17 protein-coding genes and 2 pseudogenes are annotated in these 22,723 nt (G+C 74.0%); 13 read left to right on the top strand and 6 right to left on the bottom strand.

The features are described from left to right. The first annotated feature begins 15 nt into the window (after positions 1-15). A complete protein-coding gene (locus tag VGI02_RS28875) occupies positions 16-849 on the top strand; it encodes an FAD binding domain-containing protein (protein WP_331633526.1) in 834 nt (277 codons plus the stop codon). Beyond that, positions 846-3,545, top strand: coding sequence for a molybdopterin-dependent oxidoreductase (locus VGI02_RS28870; protein ID WP_331633525.1), 2,700 nt, complete (start codon positions 846-848; stop codon positions 3,543-3,545). The genes VGI02_RS28875 and VGI02_RS28870 overlap by 4 nt, the downstream gene beginning before the upstream one ends. A gap of 58 nt (positions 3,546-3,603) precedes the next feature. Here the strand turns inward: VGI02_RS28870 and VGI02_RS28865 are convergent, their stop codons facing one another. The 3 genes from VGI02_RS28865 to VGI02_RS28855 form a co-directional block, all read right to left on the bottom strand. Continuing rightward, the gene (locus VGI02_RS28865) at positions 3,604-4,464 is read right to left on the bottom strand and encodes an endonuclease domain-containing protein (protein ID WP_331633523.1); all 861 of its coding nucleotides are present in this window, start codon (positions 4,462-4,464) and stop codon (positions 3,604-3,606) included. 201 nt (positions 4,465-4,665) lie between these two features. Further along, positions 4,666-5,844: an MFS transporter gene (locus VGI02_RS28860; protein ID WP_331633521.1), complete on the bottom strand. Its 1,179-nt coding sequence runs from the start codon at positions 5,842-5,844 to the stop codon at positions 4,666-4,668. 86 nt (positions 5,845-5,930) lie between these two features. Beyond that, the gene (locus tag VGI02_RS28855) at positions 5,931-6,923 is read right to left on the bottom strand and encodes an LLM class flavin-dependent oxidoreductase (protein WP_331633519.1); all 993 of its coding nucleotides are present in this window, start codon (positions 6,921-6,923) and stop codon (positions 5,931-5,933) included. Between the two features lie 288 nt (positions 6,924-7,211). Between VGI02_RS28855 and VGI02_RS28850 the strand changes: the two genes are divergently transcribed. The 5 genes and pseudogenes from VGI02_RS28850 (at position 7,212) to yhjD (ending at position 14,663) form a co-directional block, all read left to right on the top strand. After that, a complete protein-coding gene (locus tag VGI02_RS28850) occupies positions 7,212-7,907 on the top strand; it encodes a response regulator (RefSeq protein WP_331633517.1) in 696 nt (231 codons plus the stop codon). Further along, positions 7,904-9,634 carry a GAF domain-containing sensor histidine kinase gene (locus VGI02_RS28845; protein ID WP_331633515.1) on the top strand — a complete coding sequence of 577 codons (1,731 nt, stop codon included), beginning with the start codon at positions 7,904-7,906 and terminating at the stop codon, positions 9,632-9,634. Before VGI02_RS28850 ends, VGI02_RS28845 begins: the two co-directional genes overlap by 4 nt. After that, positions 9,627-11,107, top strand: a pseudogene (gene cofG, locus VGI02_RS28840) (7,8-didemethyl-8-hydroxy-5-deazariboflavin synthase CofG); the annotation flags it as partial. The gene VGI02_RS28845 and the pseudogene cofG, both read left to right, overlap by 8 nt. 863 nt (positions 11,108-11,970) lie before the next feature. Next, complete coding sequence (locus tag VGI02_RS28830) at positions 11,971-13,443, top strand: flavin-containing monooxygenase (RefSeq protein WP_331633509.1); 1,473 nt, start codon at positions 11,971-11,973, stop codon at positions 13,441-13,443. 158 nt (positions 13,444-13,601) lie between these two features. Continuing rightward, positions 13,602-14,663: an inner membrane protein YhjD gene (yhjD, locus tag VGI02_RS28825; protein WP_331633506.1), complete on the top strand. Its 1,062-nt coding sequence runs from the start codon at positions 13,602-13,604 to the stop codon at positions 14,661-14,663. A 14-nt stretch (positions 14,664-14,677) separates the two neighbouring features. On the opposite strand, the gene VGI02_RS28820 is transcribed toward yhjD, so the two are convergent. The 3 genes from VGI02_RS28820 to VGI02_RS28810 form a co-directional block, all read right to left on the bottom strand. Next, a complete protein-coding gene (locus VGI02_RS28820) occupies positions 14,678-15,922 on the bottom strand; it encodes a D-alanyl-D-alanine carboxypeptidase family protein (protein ID WP_331633504.1) in 1,245 nt (414 codons plus the stop codon). Positions 15,923-16,014: 92 nt separating this feature from the next. Further along, complete coding sequence (locus VGI02_RS28815; RefSeq protein WP_331633502.1) at positions 16,015-17,217, bottom strand: PA containing protein; 1,203 nt, start codon at positions 17,215-17,217, stop codon at positions 16,015-16,017. Positions 17,218-17,398: 181 nt separating this feature from the next. Further along, entirely contained in the window at positions 17,399-18,808 is a 1,410-nt protein-coding gene (locus tag VGI02_RS28810; RefSeq protein ID WP_414638401.1) for a SatS C-terminal domain-containing protein, read from the bottom strand. A 115-nt stretch (positions 18,809-18,923) separates the two neighbouring features. Here VGI02_RS28810 and VGI02_RS28805 point away from each other — a divergent pair, with 115 nt between their 5' ends. The 6 genes and pseudogenes from VGI02_RS28805 to VGI02_RS28780 all read left to right on the top strand — a co-directional run. After that, positions 18,924-19,856, top strand: a complete 933-nt coding sequence (locus VGI02_RS28805; RefSeq protein ID WP_331633498.1) for a haloalkane dehalogenase — start codon at positions 18,924-18,926, stop codon at positions 19,854-19,856. Between the two features lie 185 nt (positions 19,857-20,041). Further along, the gene (locus tag VGI02_RS28800; RefSeq protein WP_331633496.1) at positions 20,042-20,404 is read left to right on the top strand and encodes a hypothetical protein; all 363 of its coding nucleotides are present in this window, start codon (positions 20,042-20,044) and stop codon (positions 20,402-20,404) included. A 300-nt stretch (positions 20,405-20,704) separates the two neighbouring features. After that, entirely contained in the window at positions 20,705-21,007 is a 303-nt protein-coding gene (locus tag VGI02_RS28795; RefSeq protein ID WP_331633494.1) for a hypothetical protein, read from the top strand. A gap of 211 nt (positions 21,008-21,218) precedes the next feature. Further along, positions 21,219-21,584 carry a hypothetical protein gene (locus tag VGI02_RS28790; protein ID WP_331633493.1) on the top strand — a complete coding sequence of 122 codons (366 nt, stop codon included), beginning with the start codon at positions 21,219-21,221 and terminating at the stop codon, positions 21,582-21,584. Between the two features lie 227 nt (positions 21,585-21,811). Next, entirely contained in the window at positions 21,812-22,165 is a 354-nt protein-coding gene (locus VGI02_RS28785) for a hypothetical protein (protein WP_331633491.1), read from the top strand. A 367-nt stretch (positions 22,166-22,532) separates the two neighbouring features. Continuing rightward, positions 22,533-22,723: pseudogene (locus tag VGI02_RS28780) on the top strand (hypothetical protein); the annotation flags it as partial.

Here is a 22,723-nt window from a genome sequence, read left to right as displayed (position 1 = left end):
CGCGGAGGGATCACGATGGACCAGCTCACCGTCGAGACCCTCGACCGGCCCCGGGACGACGACGCCCTCCGCGCGCTGCTGCCGGGACTCGGACCGGACCGTGCCCTGCTCGGGGGCGGCACCTACCTGTTCTCGGCGCCGCAGCCGCACCTGCGCGGGCTGGTGGATCTCACCGCGGCCGGGTGGACGCCGATCACCGCCGATGACGACGGCCTGACGGTGGCCGCCACGGCCACCCTCGCCCGGCTCGCCGACCTCGATCCCGCCCGGTACCCGCAGTGGCCCGCGCTGCCGCTGATCGCGGGGTGCTGCGAGGCGCTGGTCGGGTCCCGGAAGGTCTGGCACGTCGCGACGGTCGGCGGCAACGTCTGCCTCGCCTTGCCCGCGGGGCCGATGACCACCTTGGCGGCGGCGCTCGACGGGGTCGCCACCGTGTGGGACGCCGCCGGGAACGAACGTCGTGAGCTCGTCGAGGACCTCGTCGTCGGCACCCAGGCCACCACCCTCGCCGCGGGCGAGGTGCTGCGGGCGATCCATCTGCCCGCGACCGCGCTGCGGGGGCGCACGGCCCTGCGCAAGGCCTCGCTCGCCCCGCTCGGGCGCTCCGCGGTGCTGATCGCGGGCCGCCGGAATCCCGACGGGAGGTTCACCCTCGCCGTCACGGCCGCGCTGCCCCGACCCGCCGTCCTGCGCTACGACGGGCTCCCCGACGCGGGCCGGCTCGCCGCCGACGTCGACGCCCTCGCCGGCACCCACGGCGGCTGGTACGACGACCCGCACGGCAGGCCGGCCTGGCGCCACGCCATGTCCCGCCACCTCGCCGAGGAGATCCGGGCGGAGCTGCGGTGACCACCGTCGACGGCGTCCCGCTCCCCGGCGGGCCCCGGCCCGGGCAGTGCCTGCGGACCTACCTGCGCGACCACGGGCACCACGCGGTGAAGAAGGGCTGCGACGCCGGGGACTGCGGCGCCTGCACTGTCCTCGTCGACGACGTGCCCGTGCACTCCTGCCTCTACCCGGCAGTGCGCGCGACGGGAGCCGCGGTGACGACGGCCGCGGGCCTGCCGGAGGGTCCCGACGACGTCCGGGACCGGTTCGTCGCGGCCGCCGGGTTCCAGTGCGGCTTCTGCACGCCGGGGATGGTGACGACCGCGTCCGCGTTCGCCGACCGGCTCGCCGATCCCGCCGCCCGGGCCCGCACCCTGCAGGGCAACCTCTGCCGCTGCACCGGCTACCGCGCCATCGCCGACGCCCTCGACGGCACGGCCAACACCGCGGCCCACGTCGAGGGCCCCGCCGTCGGGACGCCGGCCGCGGCCCCCGCGTCGGCACGCATCGTCCGCGGCGACGAGGGCTACACGCTCGATGGTCCGACGCCGGACGATCTCGCTCATCTCGTCGTGGTGCGCAGCCCGCACGCGCACGCCCGGGTCGTCCGCGTCGACACGAGCGCCGCGCTCGCCGTGCCGGGCGTGCTGGCCGTCCTCACCGCGGAGAACGTGCCGGCCACACTCTTCTCCACCGCCCGGCACGAGAACCGCCTCGACGACCCCGACGACACCCGGATCCTCGACGACGTCGTCCGGTTCCACGGCCAGCGTGTCGCCGCCGTCGTCGGCGCGGACCTCGCGGCCGCGGAGGCGGGTGCCCGCGCCGTCGTCGTCGACTACGGGCCCCTCCCGCCGGTGCTCGAGCCGGAGACGGCCCGGGCCTCCGTGGCGATCCACGGCGACAAGGGCCCGGAGAGCCGCATTGCCGACCCGGGCCGCAACGTGGTCGCCGCGATCCACGAGGGTGTCGGCGACGTGGCCGCCGGGGTCGCCGAGGCGCGCTCCGCGGGCGGCGCCGTCGTCAGCGGGACGTGGCACACCGGGCGGGTGTCGCCGTCGTCGCTGGAGACGCACGCGAGCCGCGCGTGGGTCGACGGGGACGACCGGGTCGTGGTGCGGACCTCCACCCAGGTGCCGTTCCTCGTGCGCGACGAGCTCGCCCGGCTCCTCGGCCGGGAGCGCGACGAGGTCCGGGTGCACGCGGCGCGGGTCGGCGGCGGGTTCGGGTCCAAGCAGGAGCTGCTCACCGAGGACCTCACCGCGCTCGCGACCCTCGCTGTGGGGCGCCCCGTGCAGTGGGAGCTCACGCGCACCGAGTCGCTCACCGCGACCCCGACTCGCCATCCCATGCGCGTCGGCGTCACCGCCGCCGCGCGGCCCGACGGCACGCTCACCGCCCTCGCGATCGATGTGCTCGTGGACGCGGGCGCGTACGGCAACCACTCGGCGGGCGTGATGTTCCACGGCTGCCACGAGTCGATGGCGCTCTACCGCTGCCCGAGCAAGCGGGTCGACGCCGAGGCGGTGTACACGACGACGCCGCCCTCGGGCGCGTTCCGCGGGTACGGGCTCGGCCAGGTGCAGTTCGCCGTCGAGTCGGCCCTCGACGACCTGGCCCGCGAGCTCGGCGTCGACCCCTTCGACCTGCGACGACGGACCACCGTGCGCCCCGGGGACGACTTCGTCGCCTCGGCCGACCCGGCCGACCACCCCGACGACCTGCAGTTCGGGTCCGACGGCCTGCCGGAGTGCCTCGACCTCGCCCAGCAGGCGGTGCGCCGCGACGGCGATCCGGTACCGGACGGTCCGTCGTGGCGGGTCGGCGAGGGGATGGCCACCGCGATGATCGCCACCATCCCGCCGCGCGGGCACCGCTCCGAGGCGAGCGTGACCGTCGAGCCGGGCGGGTCCTACCGGGTGCGGGTCGGCACCGCCGAGTTCGGCAACGGCACCGCCACGGTGCACGCCCAGATCGCCGCGACCGCGCTCACCGCCCGGCTCGACCGCGTCGTCGTGACCGGCGCGGACACCGACGGCGTGGGGGCCGACACCGGCGCGTTCGGGTCGACGGGGACCGTCGTGGCGGGGACGGCCGTGGCGCGGGCCGCCGGGGCCCTGGCCGCCGAGCTGCGGGGCAAGGCGGCGGCGCGGCTGGGGTGCGGGCCCGAGGACTGCGTCCTCGGCCCGGAGGGGGTGTCGGCCTCGGACGGTGCGTCCGTGGGCCTCGCCGAGCTGGCCGGCGCGCGCGGCGAGGGCAGGCACGAGGGCAGCCCCCGCTCGGTGGCCTTCAACGTGCACGCCGTCCGCGTGGCCGTCGACACCGCGACCGGCGAGGTGCGGATCCTGCGCTCGGTGCACGCCGCCGACGCGGGGGTCGTGGTCAACCCCCAGCAGTGCCGCGGGCAGGTCGAGGGCGGGGTGGCGCAGGGGATCGGGACCGCGCTGTACGAGGAGATCCGGCTCGACGACGCCGGGCGGGTCACCACGCGGGTGCTGCGCGACTACCACCTGCCCCAGTACGCCGACGTGCCGCATACCGAGGTGTTCTTCGCCGACACCGTCGACACCCTCGGGCCGTTCGGGGCGAAGTCGATGAGCGAGTCGCCGTACAACCCCGTCGCCCCCGCGATCGCCAACGCGATCCGGGACGCGGTCGGCGCCCGACCCCGGCGCCTGCCGATGACCCGGGACCGGGTCTGGGCGTTGCTGCACTGACGGCGAGTGGACCCGGGCGGTTGCGGGGACAGCCGTGTGCGTCCACTCGGCGTCCCCGTCAGAGGCCGAGCTCCTCGCGGACCCGCGCCTCGAGCCACCCGCGCCGTCGATACTGGCGGTTCGTCACCACGATCACCGTCCAGCCGATCCGCCGCAGGTCGTCGATCCGGTCGATGTCGAGGCCCCGTCGGTCGTCCTTCGTGTGGTCCCAGCCGTCGTACTCGAGCGCGAGCTTGTGCTCCGGCCACGCGAAGTCCACTCGGGCGACCCGCCAAGATCCGGAGAACACCTCGTACTGCGTCACGGGTCGCGGGAGCCCGGCGCGCAGGAGCCGCAACCGGACCCTGGTCTCCTGGGGTGACTCGGCCTTCGGGTCCATCAGCGCGGCGACCTCGTCGATCCGCCGGCGTCCGCGTCGCGGCCCGAGGTCCTCGGCGAGCGCGAGGAGGTCGGCGGCCGAGAACTTCCCGAGGTGCCCGAGCCCGTCGGCCGCCACGACGCCGGCGTCGAGGTTAGTGCGGGCGGCGAGGTCGTAGGCCGTCCGCAGCATGGTCGTCACCCGCACGCCGACCTCCTCCACGACGTCGTCGTCCCGGATCCGGGACCGGCACACCTGGAGTCCGGGTGCGGCCCGCAAGCGTCGGTCCGGCGCGGCCAGCTCCACCGGTGGCGGAGGCAAGGGCAGGACGTCGCACTCCCACCACAGGCAGGCCGACCAGCCCATGACCACGGCATCCGCCCCGGCCCGGACCCACGCGGCGTGGACCGCGAGACGAGGTTCGTCGGGTACGGCCGCGGATACGTAGGTGTCGGCACCGACGCGCCGGAACCGCGGGCCACGTAGCTCCCCTCGGGTGAGCCGGCCCGCCGCGACCGCCTCCGAGCCGAGGAAGGGTCGGGTGACGTCGAAGGTCTCCATGTCCTCTCGACGTCGGCCGGCGCGATCCGGCTCCATCCGATCGTCGAGTGGACCCGCAGGGCTGCGCGGACAGCCGTGGGCGCCCACTCGGCGCCGGTGGCGGTGGGGAGGATCGTCGAGTGGACCCGCAGGGCTGCGCGGACAGCCGTGAGTGCCCACTCGGTGGGGATGGCCGGGGGCGGCGAGGCGGGCGCGGGCGGGCTACAGGCGCCAGGCCACCACCCCGGCGACCACCGCGACCACTCCGAGCACCACGAACGCCGTCCCGAACCCGCCCACGAGCCCCGCGAGGACGACCCCTCCCGCAGGGGCCAGCGCGACGGCCACCGTCGTCGGGGCGGCGAACACCCCGTTGATCCGCCCGAACGACCCGGTACCCCAGCGGTCCGACACCGCCGAGGCCTGCAGCAGCGTGTGCAGGCCCCGGGCCGCGCCCGCCGCGACCGCCACCGCGACGAGCACTCCGACCGGGCCGGGGAGCAGTCCCAGCGCGGTCACGCACGTCCCGCCGACGACGACGACCACGGTCACCCGCCCACCCGGGGAGGTCGCCCGGCACAGCGGCTCGAACACCAGCCGACCCGCCACCTGCCCGACCCCGATCAGCCCGAGCCCGAGCGCCGCCGTCGACAGCGAGGTGCCGCGCTCGACCAGTAGCGGGACGAGGTTGATCGTCGCTGCGTAGAGCCCGAACCCGGTCGCGGTCATGACGACCGCGAGGGCCACGAATCGGGGTGAACGGACCACCGCCCGCGCCCGCTCGGCCTCCTCGGGCGAGGGACCGGCCGAGCCCGAACGACGGGTCCAGGGCGGGGTGAGCAGCAGCAGGTGCAACGGCACCGTCACCACACCGAGGATCACCGCGAGCACGACGTAGCTGCCGCGCCATGTCAGGTGCGAGACGAGAGCGGCCGTGAGCGGCGCGAACACCGTCGAGGCGAACCCGGCCACCAGGGTCACCGTGGTCAGCGCGCGCAGCCGCTGTTCGCCGTACCAGCCGGTGATCGCGGCGAACGCCGGCGGATAGAACGTCGCCGCCTGGGCCATCCCGCCGAGCGTCCAGGCGAGGTAGAACCAGGGCAGCGACGGGGCCCACGCCACCGCGAGGAGCGCGAGGACCCCCAGCACCGACCCGGTCGTCATCACCCGCCGCGGCCCGTGGGTGTCGATCATCCGCCCCGCGACGATCCCGCTCCCGGCCGCGACGATCGCGCCCGCCGAGAAGGCGCCCACGGTCGCCGTCGTGGACCATCCGGTGTCGGCCGAGATCGGGCCCAGCAGCACGGGGAACGCGTAGTACAGCGTCCCCCAGCTCGTGATCTCGGTGACGCACAGCGCCGCGAGGGCCCGGCCGCGCGCGTCGGGACGGAACCGGGCCATCCGCGGAGGTTGTCAGCCACGCACGACGCCCGCCCGACGGCGGGGGAGCGCGTCGTCGGGCGGGCGTCGGGCCGGCGTCGGGCAGATCAGCTGGCGTTGACCTTCGGCATGATCTCGTTGTTGATGCGCTTCAGGTCGTCCATCGTCTTGGCGGTCGGCACGTCGGCGAACGGCGGCCAGATCAGCGGCATCGTCATCCCGGCCTCTTTGTAGGCCTTGAGCCGGTCGGTGAGCTGCTTCTCGGTCCCGACCAGCAGGTTGGACGCGACGCCGTTGATGGTCTGGTCGACCTCCTCGTCGGTGATGACCGTCCAGATCATGCTGCAGATCTCGAGGTCCTTCGCCCGCTTCGGGCTGCCGATCTCCTCGAACTGCTCGTCGATGGCGGTGAGCCACTTCGCGAGGCCCTCCGGCGAGTCCTGGATCCCGATCCACCCGTCGAGGTCGTACTTGGTGATGCGCTTCGCCGAGCGCAGCGGGTCCTTGAGCCCGCTCATGAACATCGGCGGCCGCGGCTTCTGGAGCGGCTTCGCGCCGAACCCGCACGGCTCGAAGTCGGCGAACTCGCCGTGGTATTCGAAGTGGTCGTTCGCCCAGATGCCCTGCATGATCTCGATCGACTCGCGCACGTGCTTGTGGCGCTTCGGGAAGATGTGCGCCGCGCTGGCCGCCGCGAACTCCTCGGGCATCCAGCCGGCGCCGAGGCCGACGTTGAGCCGGCCGTTCGAGAGGTGGTCGATGGTGGCCAGCTCCGCCGCGAGGACGCCGGGCGAGCGGAACGGCGTGTCGATGATGCTCATGCCGATGCGGACCTTCGAGGTCTTCGCCGCGAGCCACGGGATGAGCGGGAAGCCCTGGAGGAAGTTGCCGGTGGAGGCCACGGGCAGGGCGTTGGGGAGCCCCTCCATCATGCCGAAGGAGTGCTGGAGCTGCTCCCGGTCGGAGGCCTCCGGGACGACGATGCGGTCGAGTGTCCAGACCGAGTCGAAGTCGAGATCCTCGGCGAGCTGGGTGAGGTCCTCGAGCTCCTTGACGGTGATCTCGGTACGGAAGTTGGGCAGGTAGAGGGCGAGCTTCATGGGTGAGGGCCTCCTGGGGACGCGTTCGGGGCGGTGGGGCGACCGACGCTGCGGTCGCCGGGCCGCTCGGGCGACCCCGCCACGCGCCGGCGCATCGCGCACGCGCGCGTGTCCGGGAGGCGGGCGGGCATCGCTGCGGGCACGGGCCCACCCTGGGTGACCCGCCTCACAGCGCGGACAACGCTTTCTCAACGGGATCACAACGCGCGCGCCCGGACGGGCCCCGGCCTTGTGGGTCGTGTCACCGGGTGGGCACGATCGGCGCCGACGCAGGAGGAAGGGATCGCTGTGGACCCGAGCGCACCGAAGGTCCTCGTCGTCGACGACGACGAGGCCGTGCGCACCCTCGCGTCGTGGCAGCTGGAGTCCGACGGGTTCACCGTCGACCAGGCGGGCGACGGTGCCGAGGCGCTCACGGCGATCGACGTCGACCGGCCGGACCTGGTCGTCCTCGACCTGACCATGCCCGGCGTCGGTGGCCTCGACGTGCTGCGCCGGGTGCGGACCGCGGCCGCCACCGAGACGCTCCCGGTGATCGTGCTCTCGGGGCGCAGCGGCGAGACCGACCGCATCGTCGGGCTCGACCTCGGCGCCGACGACTACCTGGTCAAGCCGTTCTCCCCGGGCGAGCTCGCCGCACGGGTCCGCTCGGTGCTGCGCCGGGCGCGGCCCGCGTCGCCGGAGCCCCCGGTCGTCGCCGGGCGACTGGCGCTCGACACGGCGGCGCGCGAGATCACCGTCGACGGGTTGCCGGTGGAGCTCACCGCCCGGGAGTTCGACCTGCTGGCCTTCCTCGTCGCCCATCCCCGCCAGGTCTTCAGCCGCGCCCAGCTGCTCGCCCAGGTGTGGCGCAGCGAGGGCTGGCAAGGGGAGGCCACCGTGACCGAGCACGTGCACCGCCTGCGCCAGAAGCTCGGGCTCGACCCGGCCGCCCGCCCGCGCATCCGCACGGTGCGCGGCGTCGGCTACCAACTCGACCCGTGACCGCCCGATCGCAGCCGCGTGATCACCTGGATTCCGCGGACACCTCCGGTCTGCTCGACCGCCAGCACCGGGTGCTCGAGCTGCTGGCCGGGGGCGCCGAACGGGGTGAGGTGCTCGGCGCCGTCACGCTCGCTCTCGAGGAGCTGATCCCGGGCAGCCGCTGCTCGGTGCTGGTCCTGGACCCGTCGCACGGGACCCTCCACCACGGGGCCGCCCCCTCGCTGCCCGCCGCCTACTCCGCGGCGATCGACGGGATGCCGATCGGCGCCGACGCCGGGTCCTGCGGCACCGCGGCGTACCGGGACGAGGCGGTGATCGCCGTGGACATCGCGAGCGACGCGCGCTGGGTCCGGTTCCGCACCCTCGCGCTGCCGCACGGGCTCGGGTCGTGCTGGTCGAGCCCCATCCGGGGTCACGACGGGGTCCTCGGCACGTTCGCGGTGTACCACGCCGAGCCCCACTGCCCCGACGAGCGCGAGCGCCGTCTCGTCGCGCGGTTCACCGACCTCGCGGCCGTGGCGCTGGAGCACGACCGGCTCTACGGCGCCCTCGCCGAGAGCGAGGAGCGCTTCCGCCGGGCGTTCGAGGACAACGCCGTCGGGATGGCGTTGACCGATCTCGGCGGCCGCTTCCTCAAGGTCAACGACGCTCTCGCGGCCATGGTCGGGCATCCGGCCGTCGACCTGCTCGCCGAGGACCTCGACGCCCTGCTGCGCTCGGAGGACCGGGCCGGGGCCCGCCTGCTGCTGCGGCGCCTCGCGACGGGGACGGTGCCGGCCGGGCCGCTCGAGGTCGCACTCGTGCGCGGGGACGGCCGGCTGGTGCAGGCGGCCCTCACCGCGTCGGTCGTGGGCGCCGGGAGCAGTCGCTACGTGAGCCTCAACGTCGTCGACGTCACCGCCCGCCGCGCGGCGCAGCGCGACCGGATCGCCCGGCGCGAGGCCGAGCTGGCGGCCCGGGTCGCCGAGGACGCGAGCCGCGCGAAGTCGGAGCTGCTCTCCATGCTCAGCCACGAGCTGCGCACCCCGCTGCAGGCGATCATCGGGTTCTCGGAGCTGCTCGGCACGCTCGACCTGCCGCCCACCCGCCAGGAGGCGGCCCTCGGGCACATCGACGCCGCCGCGCGTCACGTCCTCGACCTGGTCGGCGACGTCCTCGACCTGGCCCGGCTCGAGGCGCGGGCGCTGCCGCTCGCGCCGGCGACGGTGGATCTCGCGGAGCTGGTCCACGAGGTGCTCGACCTGCTCGAGCCCGTCGCGGCGCGCCGCGGGATCCGCCTGGGTACGGACCTGCCGCCGCGCGGCGGGCCGACCGCCTGCGCCGACCCCCGCCGCGTGCGCCAGGTGCTGATCAACCTCGTGACCAACGGGGTGCGGCACAACCACGTCGACGGCTGGGTGCAGGTCAGTGCCGACGAGGCCGAGGACGGGGCCGCGGTGCGGGTCTGCGACGGCGGCCCGGGCATCCCGGCCGGGCTGGCGGACCGGTTGTTCGTGCCGTTCGCGCAGCTCGGCGGCGGTGAGGGCGACGACTCCGGTGGCGGCACGGGCCTCGGGCTGGCCCTGGTCCGGGGGCTGGTCGAGGCGATGGAGGGCACGGTGACGATCGACAGCGCCCCCGACGAGGGGACGACCGCGACGGTGCGGCTGCCCCGGGCGGGCGGGGCGGACGGCGCCGAGGACGTGGCCGCCGCGGCCGGACCGGGCGTACGTTCGGGCCGTGGCTGATCACTTCGGTGGTGCGGCGCGCGGGGGCGCCCCACCCGACGACGGCGCGCCCACCGACCCCGCCGCTGACGACCTCTCCCGGGCCGACGTCGACACCGTCGTCGCCCTCCTGTCCGCTCGCGGGCCGGACCTCGACGCGCTGCTGGCCCGGGCCGCCGCGCGCCGCGACGCGCACCTCGCCGCCCAGGGCCGGGCCGGGATCGTCACCTACAGCCCCAAGGTGTTCGTCCCGCTCACGCGGCTCTGCCGCGACCGCTGCCACTACTGCACGTTCGCGACCGTGCCGGGGCGGGTGCCCGCCGCGTACCTCGAGATCGACGAGGTCCTCGACATCGCCCGCGACGGTGCGGCCCAGGGCTGCACCGAGGTGCTGTTCACCCTCGGGGACCGCCCCGAGGACCGCTGGCGGGCCGCGGGCGGGTGGCTCGAGGCCCGCGGGTACGCGTCCACCATCGACTACGTGCGGGCCTGCGCGCAGGCGGTGCTCGACGAGACGGGGCTCCTGCCGCACCTCAACCCGGGGGTGATGAGCCCGGCGGAGCTGGCCTCGCTGCGCTCCGTCGCGCCGTCGATGGGGATGATGCTCGAGTCCACCTCGACGCTGCTGATCGAGCCGGGCGGGGCCCACTTCGGGTCACCGGACAAGGACCCCGAGGTGCGGCTGCGCGTGCTGGCGGACGCCGGACGCGCCCGGATCCCGTTCACCAGCGGCATCCTCGTCGGGATCGGCGAGACCCGGCGCGACCGTGCGGAGTCGCTGCTCGCGCTCACCCGCCTGGCCCGGGAGCACGGGCACCTCCAGGAGATCATCGTCCAGAACTTCCGCGCCAAGCCGGACACCGCCATGCGCGGCGAGCCGGACGCGGAGTTCGACGAGTTCGTCGCGGCCGTGGCCGTCGCGCGGCTCGTCCTGCCGCTCGGCGTCACCGTGCAGGCCCCGCCGAACCTGGCGGGCGAGCTCGGTGACGGCGCCACGGAGCACAGCGCCCGCGACGACCAGGCCCTCCTGCTCCGCGCGGGCATCGACGACTGGGGCGGCGTCTCCCCGGTGACCCCCGACCACGTCAACCCGGAGCGCCCCTGGCCGGGACTCGACGACCTGGCCCGGGTCACCGCGGACGCGGGCTTCACGCTGCGCCCGCGCCTGACGGTCCACCCGCGCTACCTCGGCGACGGCCACCGGGGCGGCGGCTGGATCGACCCCGCCGTCGCGCCCGCCGTCGCCGCGCTCGCCGACGCCGACGGCCTGGTCCGCGACCGCGACCGGGTGGGCTCGCCGTGACCGCTCCGGCCGCCGTGCGCTCCCGGCTCGCCGTGGCCGAGCGCGACCCGGCGGGCCTGCCCGACGACGGGTACGTCGAGCTGCTGGGCGCGGACGGCGACGAGCTCGAGGCGCTGTGCGCGCTGGCCGACGGGCTGCGCCGCGACACCGTCGGCGACGCGCTCTCCGTGGTCGTCAACCGCAACCTCGACCCCGCGCTCGTGAGCGACCCGGAGCATCTCGACGCGCTGGTGGACGAGGCCTGGGAGCTCGGTGCCACCGAGGTCTGCGTGCAGGGGCCGGTCCCCCGGGACGCCGGGCCCGACGCCGCGCTGGAGCTCGTCCGCCGCATCACCGCACGCAGGCCGGTGCACCTGCACGCGTTCCGGCCCGCCGAGGTGGCGCAGGCGGCGGCCCGCGGTTCCCGGACGCCCCGCGAGTTCCTCTCCTCGGCGCGCGCGGCGGGCCTCAGTTCGGTGCCCGGCACAGCGGCGCGCATCCTCGACGACGACGTCCGGCGGCTGCTCACCGACGGGGCCGACATCCCCGCGGCGCGCTGGATCGAGCTGGTCACGACGGCCCACGAGGTGGGCCTGCGCTCGACCGCGACGATCGTCTACGGCCACGTCGAGACCCCCTCCCAGCAGGTCGCGCACCTGCGGGTCCTCGCGGCGATCCAGGACCGCACCGGCGGCTTCACGGAGCTGATCGCGATGCCGCTGGTGGACGTCCCGCCCCACCTCGTGGGGCGGGTCCGCGGCGCCTCGGCCCGCGAGACCCGCGCGCTGCACGCCGTCGTCCGCCTGCTGCTGCACGGCCGGGTCGACCACGTCCAGGCGGCGTGGCCGAAGCTGGACCGGAGCGTCGTCCTCGACGTCCTGCGCGGCGGCGCCGACGACCTCGGCGGGCTCCTGCTCGACGGCACGCTCGACCCGCAGGCAGGCGCGGAGGCCGGGCGGGCGCTCACCGCCCACGATGTCTCCGCGATCGCCGGCGAGCTCGGCAGGCCGGTCCGTCAGCGCACCACGCTCTACGACGACGTGCCCGCCGACCGCGTCACCGTGGGCCGGTCCCCGTGACCGGCGGGAAGGTGGACGTCGCCATCGTCGGGGCCGGCTTCGCCGGGCTGGGCCTCGGGATCCGGCTCGCCCGCCGGGGCCACGCGGACTTCGTGGTGCTCGAGCGCGCGGACGACGTCGGCGGGACGTGGCGGGACAACCGCTACCCCGGGGTGTCGTGCGACGTCCCCTCGCACCTGTACTCGTACTCGTTCCGCCCGGCGCCGGACTGGTCGCGCGTGTTCGCCCCCGGCGAGGAGATCCACGACTACCTGCGGCGGGCCGCGGTCGAGGAGGGCGTCGAGCCGCACGTGCGCTACGGCGCCGAGATGAGCCGCGCGCGCTGGTCGGCGCCCGAGGGCCGCTGGGAGGTGACGACGACCGCGGGCACCTGGTGGGCCCGGGTGCTGGTCGTCGCCGCGGGCCGTCTCGCCGAGCCGCGCGTGCCCGACGTCGAGGGGCTCGACGACTTCGACGGCCCGGTGATGCACACCTCCCGCTGGGACGACGACGTGGCGCTCGCCGGCGCCCGCATCGGGGTCGTCGGCACCGGGGCGTCCGCGGCGCAGGTCGTCCCTCGCCTGGCCGGCCGGGCCTCGCAGCTGGTGGTCTTCCAGCGCACCCCGACCTGGGTCGTGCCGCGCGGGGACCGCCCGTACACCCACGGCGAGCGCCGCAGGCTCGCCGAGCACCCGGAGGCCGCCCGGGCCCTCCGCGAGGAGATCTTCGACGACGCCGAGCGGGCCGTCGACGCGCGGCGCCGCGTCCGGCCGGCGATCGACGAGCTGCGGGAACGGGCGCGGCACCATCTGCGCGACCAGGTCGGCGACCCGGCCCTGCGGGCGCGTCTCGAGCCCGGCTACGAGATCGGGTGCAAGCGCATCGTGCTCTCCGACGAGCTCTACACGGCGCTCGCGCGCGACGACGTGACCCTCGAGGACTCGGCGCTCGCCCGGGTCGAGGGGCGTACCGCGGTCGCGGTGTCCGGCGCGCGGTACTCCCTCGACGCGCTCGTCCTGGCCACCGGGTTCCACGCCGCGCGCCAGCCCTACGCGCCGCGGGTCCACGGCAGGCGCGGCACCCTCGCCGAGCACTGGGCGGACGGGATGACCGCGTACGCCTCGACCACGGTGCACGGCTTCCCCAACATGTTCGTGCTCGACGGCCCCAACGCGAGCCTCGGCCACAACTCCGCGATCTACATGATCGAGACGCAGATCGAGTACGTGCTCGGCGCGCTGGACCACCTCGCGCGCGCGGGCGGACCGCTCGAGGTCTCGGCCGCCGCCGAGCGGGACTACGTCCGCGACGTCGACGCGGCCGCCCGGGACACCGTGTGGCTGCGCGGCGGGTGCCGCAGCTGGTACGTCGACGAGGCCAGCGGGCGGCTCACCCTGCTCTGGCCGGGCTCGGCGCGCTCGTTCCGCGAGCGCAATGCCCGTTTCGACCCCGCGCCCTACCTGTCGCGAGGCGTGTCCGGCGCGTCCTGACGTGTGTCCCGGTGCGGACGCGGCGTGATCGTCGGCTCCGGTGGGTAGCTACCCCTGGTGCATGCCCGCCGGGCCGGGGTCGCCCCGGTGGCGGGGTGTGCGTCGGGGACCAGCGCCCACCGGGAGGTCCCGGGGGGCACGAGAGGGGCGAGCGCGCCATGACAACCGCCACCGCCGGCACCACTGCCGACGGCACGTCCGAGCCGACCAAGTTCGAGCAGATACGTGCGCGCTACCCGTGGCTCGACCATCTCGTCCGCGCGGGCGGGCGCTACACCGAGAAGCACGGCGACCACTACGCGGCCGCCATCACCTACTTCTCCATCCTGGCGCTGGTGCCGCTGCTCATGATCGCCTTCGCGGCGGCGGCGTTCGTGCTGGCCAACAACCAGGACCTGCTCACCGAGATTCAGACCAGCATCACCCAGGCCGCGCCGCAGGGTCTCGGTGACCTCCTGAACAGTGTGATCACGCAGGCGATCGCGCAGCGCAACGCCGTCGGCATCATCGGTCTGCTCGGCGCGCTCTACTCCGGCCTGGGCTGGATGGGCAACCTGCGCGAGGCGCTCTCCGAGCAGTGGGACCAGCGCGACGACCCGCCGGCGATCCTCAAGCGCTACGGGGGCGACCTCGTCGCGATGATCGGGCTCGGCGTGGCGCTGGCGCTGTCGTTCGCGGTGACCGCGCTCGCCACCGGCGGCTCGCACGCCATCGCCGAGGCCCTCGGGCTCGCCGGGCAGCTCTGGGTCCGGGTGCTCCTGTCCATCGCGGGCATCGTGATCACGCTGGCGGCGAACTGGCTGGTGTTCGTCTGGGTGATCGCGCGGCTGCCCCGCGAGCCGGTGACCCTGCGCTCCGCGGGCCGGGCCGCGATCCTCGCGTCGGTGGGCTTCGTGATCCTGCAGCAGGTCATGACGGTCTACATCTCGAGCGTGACCAACTCGCCCGCGGGTGCCGCGTTCGGTCCGATCATCGGCCTGCTGGTGTTCGCGAACTTCGTCTCACGGTTCATCCTGTTCGTCACCGCCTGGGCGGCCACGCTCAGGGAGAACGAGCGCGAGGACATCCCCGAGCCCGCGCCGGTCATCGTCCGCCCCGAGGTGACGGTGGGTCGCACCCCCGGGGCCCGGACGACGGCCGGGCTGCTCGGGGCCGGGGCCGTGCTCGGTGTCGTCGGCAGCATCGTGGGCGTCAACGGGATGCGGCGCGGGCGACGCTGACGGCGGGCCGGGCGTCAGCCCCGGCGGCGTAGCCGCGCGGCGAGCACGATGAGCCCGAGGACGACGACGGCGCCGATCGCCAGCGGGGTCTCCCAGTTGGTCGTGCCCGTGGCGGGCGAGGCGGCGCCGTCGTCGAGCGACGCTCCCGCGGCCGGGGACGGCGCGGTGGTGTCGCCCACGGTCTGCCCGGCGGGCGGTTCGGTCAGCTGCCCGACCGACGCGCCGCGCGGCAGTTCGAAGCCGTAGTCGAGCAGCGCGATCCCCTGCTCGTACATCGGCACCGGTCGCTGCTCGCCGTGCATGAGCACGACGACGAGGCGGCGGCCGTCCCGCTGTGCGGACCCGATGTAGGTGTGGCGGGCGTCGTCGGTGAACCCGGTCTTGCCGCCGAGCGCGCCGGGGTAGCGACCGAGGATCTTGTTGTCGTTGCTCACCGGGACCGGCGGGTTCGGTCCCCAGCCCGGGATGACGGTCTGCTTGGTGCCCACGGCCTGCGCGAACGGCTCGTGCTGCATGCCGAGGCGGAAGATGCTGGCGAGGTCGTAGGCCGACGACGACTGGCCGGGACCGTCGAGGCCGGACGGGGTGGCCGCACGGGTGTCGAGGGCACCGATCTGCGTGGCGGTGCGGTTCATGAGGTCGACGGTGCCGGGGACCGAGCCGGTCAACTGCAGCGCGAGCGCGTGCGCGATGTCGTTGCCCGAGGCCATGAGCATGCCGTGGAGGAGCTGGTCCACGGTGTACTGCCCGCCCGGGCCGATACCGACGCGGGTGCCCTCCTGGTTCGCGTCGTCCTGGGTGCCCACGACCCGCTGGTTCATCGGGAGCTTCTGGGCGACGAGCAGGCCGGTCAGGGTCTTGAGCAGCGACGCCGGCCGCAGGCGCGCGTGCGGGACCCGCGCGGCGAGCACGGCCCCGGAGTCGAGGTCGGCGACGACGTAGGACTGCACGCCCACCTCGGGCGGCGCGGGGGCACCCTTCGGGACGACGGTGCCGCACGTGCCCATCTGATCGCCCCCCACGGGCCGGGCAGGGACCGGGAGCGCCTTGGGCGCGGACTGGCCGGGTCGCGGGGCCTCGGACTCGTCGATCGGCGGTGCGGGGCGGTCGACCCCGGTGCACGGCGCCGCGGCGGCGACGCCCGGCGCCGACTCGCCGGCGACCGCCCCCGGTGCGGCTCCCAGCAGGAGCAGGCCCGTGGCGATCGTGGTCGCGGTCAGCGCTCGCGACCAGCGGGCGGCCCGCGTCGTCGGTGACATCGGGCACCGAGACTAGTCGGCGACGATCCGACGACGGAGGGCCCGCCCACCCGATGGGTGGACGGGCCCTCGCGCGCGACGTCGGGGAGGCCTCAGGCCTCCGCGCCCTCCTCGTCGGGGGCGTGGTCGCCGTGGCCGTTGAGGCTGGGCTCGCGTCCCGAGGTGAGCGCGGGCTTGCGGGCGCTGCGGCGGGCGGCCGGGCGTGGCGGCGGGGACTGCTGCTGCTGTCCACCGGAGCCCAGGATGATCTCGGCGAAGGTCGAGAGCGCCTCGTCGAGCTGCCCGGCCTGACGGTGCTCGGACTCCTCGTTCGAGCGGTTCACGAGGGCGACGACGGCCTCGTGGTCGGGCCGGTTCACGAGGGTCCCGTCCAGCTTGTCCAGCGACGCCTCGAGCCCGGACGCGACCGTGGAGACCCGGTCGGACAGGCTCGACTCGACGCCGTCGACGCGGGCCGTGAGCCCGGACAGGCTGCGCTCGACTCCGTCGACCTTGCCCGAGAGCGTGCTGTCGAGGCCCTCGATCGCGGCGCTGACGGTGCTCTCGACGTTCTCCACGCGGCCGGAGAGGTTGTTCTCGACGCCCTCGACGCGCGTGCCCATCCCGTCGAGGCGCTCGGTCAGCGCCTCCAGGCGGCCGGTCAGGTCGCGGACCTGCTCGGTCGACTGCTCGCGCGTCGACTCGGCGTCGGAACGGGCGGCCTCGCGCGAGCCCGAGATCTCCTCGGAGAGCGACCGGGAGGTCTCGGTGAGCGCGCGGGAGGTCTCCTCGACCTGGCCGCGCAGCGACGACTCGACGGACTCGAGGCGCTCACGGACCGGGCCGGTGACGGCGGCGGGGAGCTGGTCGAGACGCATCTCGTGGCGGTCGAGGCGGTTGTCGAGGTCGTCGAGACGCTTGTGCAGGCCCCCGACGCGGTCCTCGAGGCCGTCCATCCGCCCGGCGACACCCTCGAAGCGCCCGGCGACGCCGTCGAGGCGGCCGTCGAGCTGGGCGAACGGGGTGGCGAGCCGCTCGGAGACGCGGTCCACGATGCCCTCGACCAGGCGGGCCAGCGAGGAGACGGCCGACTCCTGGGCGTCGAGCTTCGCGACGGTCTCGTCGAGCCGCTCGGCCAGCACGCTCATCTCGGTGCGGTCGGGGACCTCGGCGAGCCGCTTGCGCATGGCCCCGAGGGCGTCCAGCGCGGCGAGGCGACCGTGGATCTCGTCGAGCGAGTCGAAGATCTGCTGCTGCTCGCTGTCCCTGACCTCCGCAGCCCGGACGAGCATGCTGCGCATTCGGTCGAAAGACATGGTCTGATTGGAGTCGATCACGCGGAGGCCCACTCTCTGCGGGGATGACGGGCAGTGGGAGACGTCGCGGAGGGGAGCTCGACCCCGAACGTCGTCCGAGGCAGGCTAACCAGGGCCGATGACCCGATCGGACGCGCCCCTGGCTCCGGGTGGCGACGAAGTGCCACGTCCGTCACACCGGTCACGGATGACGCAAGCGCCCCAGGAATCGGTCCTCCAGCTCACGCCACCGGGTCGCCTCGCGCTGGAACGGCGGCGACGGGGTGAGCCGGTTCGGGTCCGGGCGCAGGACGAACGAGACCAGCCATCCGAGGGACTCGGAGGTCGCGAGCGCCTCGCGGGTGACCTCGTCGCCCGCCCAGTCGGCCGAGTCGAGGAGCAGCTCGACGGCGAGCTCGAGCTGCGCGGGGTCGACCGCCTGGGGGCCCTCGAGCAGGTCGTCGGCGAGCCCGACGAAGGCGTACCGGTTCTCCGGGGCGATCTCGACCTCGAGGTCCCCGCCGATGGCCGCCGTCGTCACCTCCGACCACGTCGAGACCTCCGCGAGGTCGTGGCCGTCCGCGCCCTCGCCGGCGATCCAGGAGCGCAGCGCCCGGGCGTTGGGGAAGACGTCGATGCGCCCGCCCCGCCCGAGGAACACCGGCTCGTCGTCGAGGAAGCACCGCAGGGTGATCACCTCGCCCTCCGCGGAGAGGATCGAGATGGGGTCGACCCCCACGTCCTCCCAGAAACCGGGCGCGGGCTCCTCCGAGGCGTCGGCGAGATCGCTGTGCAGGGACTCCCCGGCGGTGTCGGAGCGGAGGTCGTCGGGGGCGTCGGCGAGGGGGCCCGAGACGGCCGAGTCCTGGGGGTCGGCGGCGACGGCGTCGTCGTCGGCGGGGAGGTTCTCGGCGTTCTCCCGGCTGCCCGAGCGCGGCTCGTCCTCCGGACCGTCCGCGTCGTCGTCGATGTCGTCGGACGTCGCCGCGTCGAGGTCCCCGCCGGTGGGGGTGGCCGTCGCGCGGAGCTTGGCGGCCAGTTCGGTATCGACCTCCGGCACCCGCACGAGTGCGTCGAGGGCGTCGAGCACCTCGTCCCAGCGCTCGGCGACGACGTCCGCGAGCTCGGTCCACAGCGTGGCGCCGTCCCGGCCGCCGAAGGCGAGCACGCCGCCCGCGAGGGCGGCGAACGCGGGGGTCGAGTCCAGGATCTCGGTGACCGTGCCGAGGTCGCAGACGTCGGCCAGGGACCGGACCATCGCGGTGATCTCCGCGAGGTCGTCGACCGACCAGGTGTCCGGCTCGTCCGCGACGAGCTCGGGAGCGCCGATCACGTCGTAGCGCTGGATGTCCTCGGGGGTCAGTTCGTCGACGGAGAGGCCGCCGACCACCGCCCAGGCCGGGTGGTCGAGGAGGTCGTGCGGGGTGCCGTCGGCGTCGCTCGTGCGGATCCAGGCGGCGAGATCGGCGGCGTCGGCGAAGGCGAACACGTGGTCGTCGTCGCCGAGGAAGGCCTCCCACTCCTCGCCGTCCTCACGCCAGCGGGGAGCCCACAGGGTGACCAGATCCCCCTCGGTCAGGGCGAGGGTGATCGGGACGATGTCCTGGGCCACGGTCGGCCTCCGGGTCTTCCAGCGGGTGATCACGTGCGCGGCCACCCTAGGGGTGACGGGGTGACCAGGCCGTTCGGGGACACCGACGGGCTCCGGTGATGGCACGCTGCGGGCCGTGCGACTGCTGCGGACCCCTGACGAACGCTTCACCGGTCTCGATGGTTTCGGCCACCCTCCCCGCTACGTCGAGGTGGCCGATCCGGACGGATCCACGCCGGTGCGGGTGGCCACCTACGCGGTCGGGCCGCAGGACGCCGGCCCGACGGTGCTGCTCCTGCACGGCGAGCCGACCTGGTCCTACCTCTACCGCCACGTCCTCGACGCGCTCGCCGGCGCGGGGGTGTCCGCCGTCGCGGTGGACCTCGTCGGCTTCGGGCGCTCGGACAAGCCCGAGGAGGTCGGCGATCACACCTACGCCCGTCACGTCGCGTGGGTGCAGGAGGCCGTCGGGGCGCTCGGCCTCGACGACCTCGTGCTCCTCGGGCAGGACTGGGGCGGGCTGATCGGGCTGCGGTTGGTCGCCGCGGCCCCCGAGCGCTTCCGGGCGGTGGTCGCCGCGAACACCGGGCTGCCCACCGGCGACGTCGACATGCCGGAACCGTGGTGGCAGTTCCGCCGGGCCGTGGAGCGGGCCGAGACGCTCGACGTCGGCCGGCTCGTCGCCTCGGGCTGCGCCCGGGGGCTGGCGCCGTCGGCGCGGGCCGCCTACGACGCCCCGTTCCCCGACGAGTCCTACAAGGCGGGCCCGCGGGCGATGCCGCTCCTGGTGCCGACCCGCCCCGACGATCCGGAGACGGAGGCGAACCGGGCGGCCTGGGCGTCCCTGGCCGACTACGGGCGCCCGTTCGTGACGGCCTTCTCCGACTCCGACCCGATCACCGGGCCCATGGGACCGGTGCTGCGCGACCACGTGCGCGGCGCGGGTGCCGGGGGCGGTGCGGACCCGGGCCACGCCGTCCTGGGCGGGGCCGGCCACTTCCTCCAGGAGGACGCGGGGGCGGAACTGGCCTCGATCGTCGTCGGCGTGGTCCGCAGCCTCACCCACTAGAGCATCCGGAGTAGCACTTGAGGCCAAAAATCAAAGAACGCACGAACGAATGAAGCAACGCCTGGAGCCGTGACCCGCGATCCGGGGTCCCGTTGGACCTGTTGTGACAGCTGGACCCGTGTACCTGCGGGTCCGGATTACCTGGGACCCCTGGAGAAACGATCGTGTCGATGATCCGTAAGACCGTGCTGGCATCCGCAATCATCGGTGTCGGCCTCGGTTCCATGACGGGTGCGGCCTTCGCGGGCGACGACCCGAGCGACGGCGGCCACGGTGGCCACGAGGGCCACAGCAGCTCGTGGGGCCACGACAAGGGCCACGACAAGTCGTCGTCGTGCAGCAACGACGTCAAGGCGGCCAACGAGACCAAGGGCGGCGGGCTCGCCGACGTCCTCGGCGGCGACCAGATCCTCGCGCCGATCAACGCCTGCCACATCCTCGACGACAACAAGCTGCTCAACGGCAACAACGTCGCGCTGCTCGGTGGCTCGATCCACAACGGCGACAGCAGCGGCTCGTCGAACCCGCTGACCGACCTCGCCGGCTGAGGCTCTCCTCACCGCCGACCACGGGCCGGCACCCCCGGGACATCACGTCCCGGCCGGGTGCCGGCCCGTTGTCGTGTGTCCGGGGTTAAGTCCCGGTTACTGCTCCAAGCGGGTGATTCCCGCCCGCGTTCCTCCTGCTCAGCGTCGATCTCCTCCCGCCGACCACGCGATCTCCGAAACTCGGCCGTGACCTTCACTCGATCGAGGCGTTGAAGTCACCAAGTCGTGATCCCGTTCGTGGGTTCCGACCGACGCGGCGTGATCCCTCCGATCGCGCCCACCACGACCAGGGGAGAAAGCGTGTCGACCTTCCGCAAGACCGTCCTGACCACCGCGATCATCGGCGCCGGCCTCGCGACGACCGCCGGCTCGGCCTTCGCGACCGACTGCCACGACGGCGGCCACAAGTCGCACGAGTCGAGCTCGTCGTCGAAGGGCTGCAGCAACACCGCCCTCGGCAAGATCGACAACAGTGACTCGAAGACCCTCATCGGCGTCGTCGACGGCAGCCAGGGCGCGCTCGGCGCGAACATCTGCGACAACCTGAACAACAACAAGGTCCTGAGCGGCAACCACGTCGCCATCCTCGGCGGAGTCGTCTGAGACTTCGTGCCCGAGCGGTTCGCACGACCGCGTCCCGACGACCCCCGGATGCCGGGGCACGACGGCGGCGAGCCGCAGGATCGAAGCCTCACGGCGTGATCGACGCCCACGTCGGCCGGACCCTCCCAGGTCCGGCCGGCGGGGCGATCCGCCCGCCCCGCACGAACGGCGGGCATCCCCCCAGCATTCGCGAGCAGGAGAAGAGTCCAGCGTGTCAATGATCCGTAAGACCGTGCTGACCACCGCGATCGTCGGCGCCGGTCTGGCCTCGACCGCCGGTGCCGCGTTCGCCGGCGATGCTCCCGACAACAGCGGTGGCGACAGCTCGCACTCGTCGCACTCCCACTCGTCGCACAAGTCCTCGTCCAAGGGCTGCAGCAACACCGCCGTGGGCGAGATCGACAACACGGGCGCGAAGACCCTCGTCGGCATCCTCGACGGCAGCCAGGGCGCCCTGGGTGTGAACCTCTGCCACAACCTGAACAACAACAAGGTGCTGAGCAACAACCACGTCAGCATCGCCGGCCAGGACCTTCCGACCGAGGTCCCGTCGGTGCCCGGCGCCCCGACGATCTGACACGTCAGGCACCTCGCACAGCACGACCACGGCCGGCCCCGGCCTCCCGCGAGGGAGGCTCCGGGGCCGGCCGTCGTCGTCTCCGAAACCTCCACGAACGGGCGAAGGTCGTAACAAGGCCGTGACCCGGCCCGGCCGCCCGCGTTGGAGCGGTGTCATCAATCGGACATGGAGCACCCGTTCCGTCCGGTTCACTTTCTCGACACTGCATCGGGGGATACATGTCGATGTTCCGTAGGGCCGCCGTCGCCACCGCCATCCTGGGCGCCGGGCTCGCCTCCACGACCGGGGCCGCGTTCGCGACCGAGTCCCACGGTCACGGCCACGACTCCGGTCACGGCTGCTCCAACGACGTCGCGGCCAAGAACAAGACCGAGGGCGGCGCGCTGAGCGTCCTCGGCGGCGACCAGATCGCGGCGCCGATCAACGTCTGCCACATCCTGGACGACAACAGCCTGCTCAACGGCAACAACGTCGCGGCGCTGGGCACGATCACCAACGGCGACACCACCTCGTCGACGCCGGACATGTCGGTGCCCATCGGGACCGACACCGGCGACTCGGGCAACGAGGTCAGCTGAGCGTTCGCTCTCCCGGCACGACAGGCCGGGCCGCCCCGTGGCATTGCCACGCGGAGCGGCCCGGCCGTCGTCGTTTCCGGGGTGTTCACGGTCACGAGAAACGCGACCCGACCTTGCCGGAAAACTGTCGACCCCTGATTGGGGGAGTCAATTCTCGACACTTTTCACCGCATCGGAAGGCAAGGCTCTGAGCTGCGATGATGCGCCGAACGAGCCGATGGGCCGCTTTTTCTCGGTCACGAACGGGGGATCGTCGTGATTGGGCCGTGACCTTCGCTGAGCTGATCGCGTTGATGAATGCGTCGCCGGAGCGACGTGATCGTGATCCGGCAATCGACGTCACCGAACCTCGGGGGAACGAGACCACATGAGCATGCTCCGCAAGACCGTCCTCACCGTCGCGATCGCCGGCACCGGCCTCGGCGCGATGTCGGGCGCCGCCTTCGCGAACGACTCGCACCACGGCGACTCCCACGACAAGCACTCGTCCTCCTCGGAGGGCTCGTGCTCGAACAAGGTCAAGGCGCTGAACGAGACCAAGGGTGGCGGCCTCGCCGA

Source organism: Actinomycetospora sp. (assembly GCF_036497245.1).
GTDB lineage: Bacteria > Actinomycetota > Actinomycetes > Mycobacteriales > Pseudonocardiaceae > Actinomycetospora.
Note: the sequence above shows the minus strand (reverse complement) of the source record. Positions and strands in the feature narration are given on the sequence as shown.

Coding starts and splice junctions, on each gene's coding strand:
- VGI02_RS28865 (WP_331633523.1), bottom strand. CDS start 4,464: ATGGAGACCTTCGACGTCACCCGACCCTTCCTCGGCTCGGAGGCGGTC.
- VGI02_RS28820 (WP_331633504.1), bottom strand. CDS start 15,922: ATGTCACCGACGACGCGGGCCGCCCGCTGGTCGCGAGCGCTGACCGCG.
- VGI02_RS28875 (WP_331633526.1), top strand. CDS start 16: ATGGACCAGCTCACCGTCGAGACCCTCGACCGGCCCCGGGACGACGAC.
- VGI02_RS28855 (WP_331633519.1), bottom strand. CDS start 6,923: ATGAAGCTCGCCCTCTACCTGCCCAACTTCCGTACCGAGATCACCGTC.
- VGI02_RS28860 (WP_331633521.1), bottom strand. CDS start 5,844: ATGGCCCGGTTCCGTCCCGACGCGCGCGGCCGGGCCCTCGCGGCGCTG.
- yhjD (WP_331633506.1), top strand. CDS start 13,602: ATGACAACCGCCACCGCCGGCACCACTGCCGACGGCACGTCCGAGCCG.
- VGI02_RS28815 (WP_331633502.1), bottom strand. CDS start 17,217: ATGTCTTTCGACCGAATGCGCAGCATGCTCGTCCGGGCTGCGGAGGTC.
- VGI02_RS28785 (WP_331633491.1), top strand. CDS start 21,812: ATGTTCCGTAGGGCCGCCGTCGCCACCGCCATCCTGGGCGCCGGGCTC.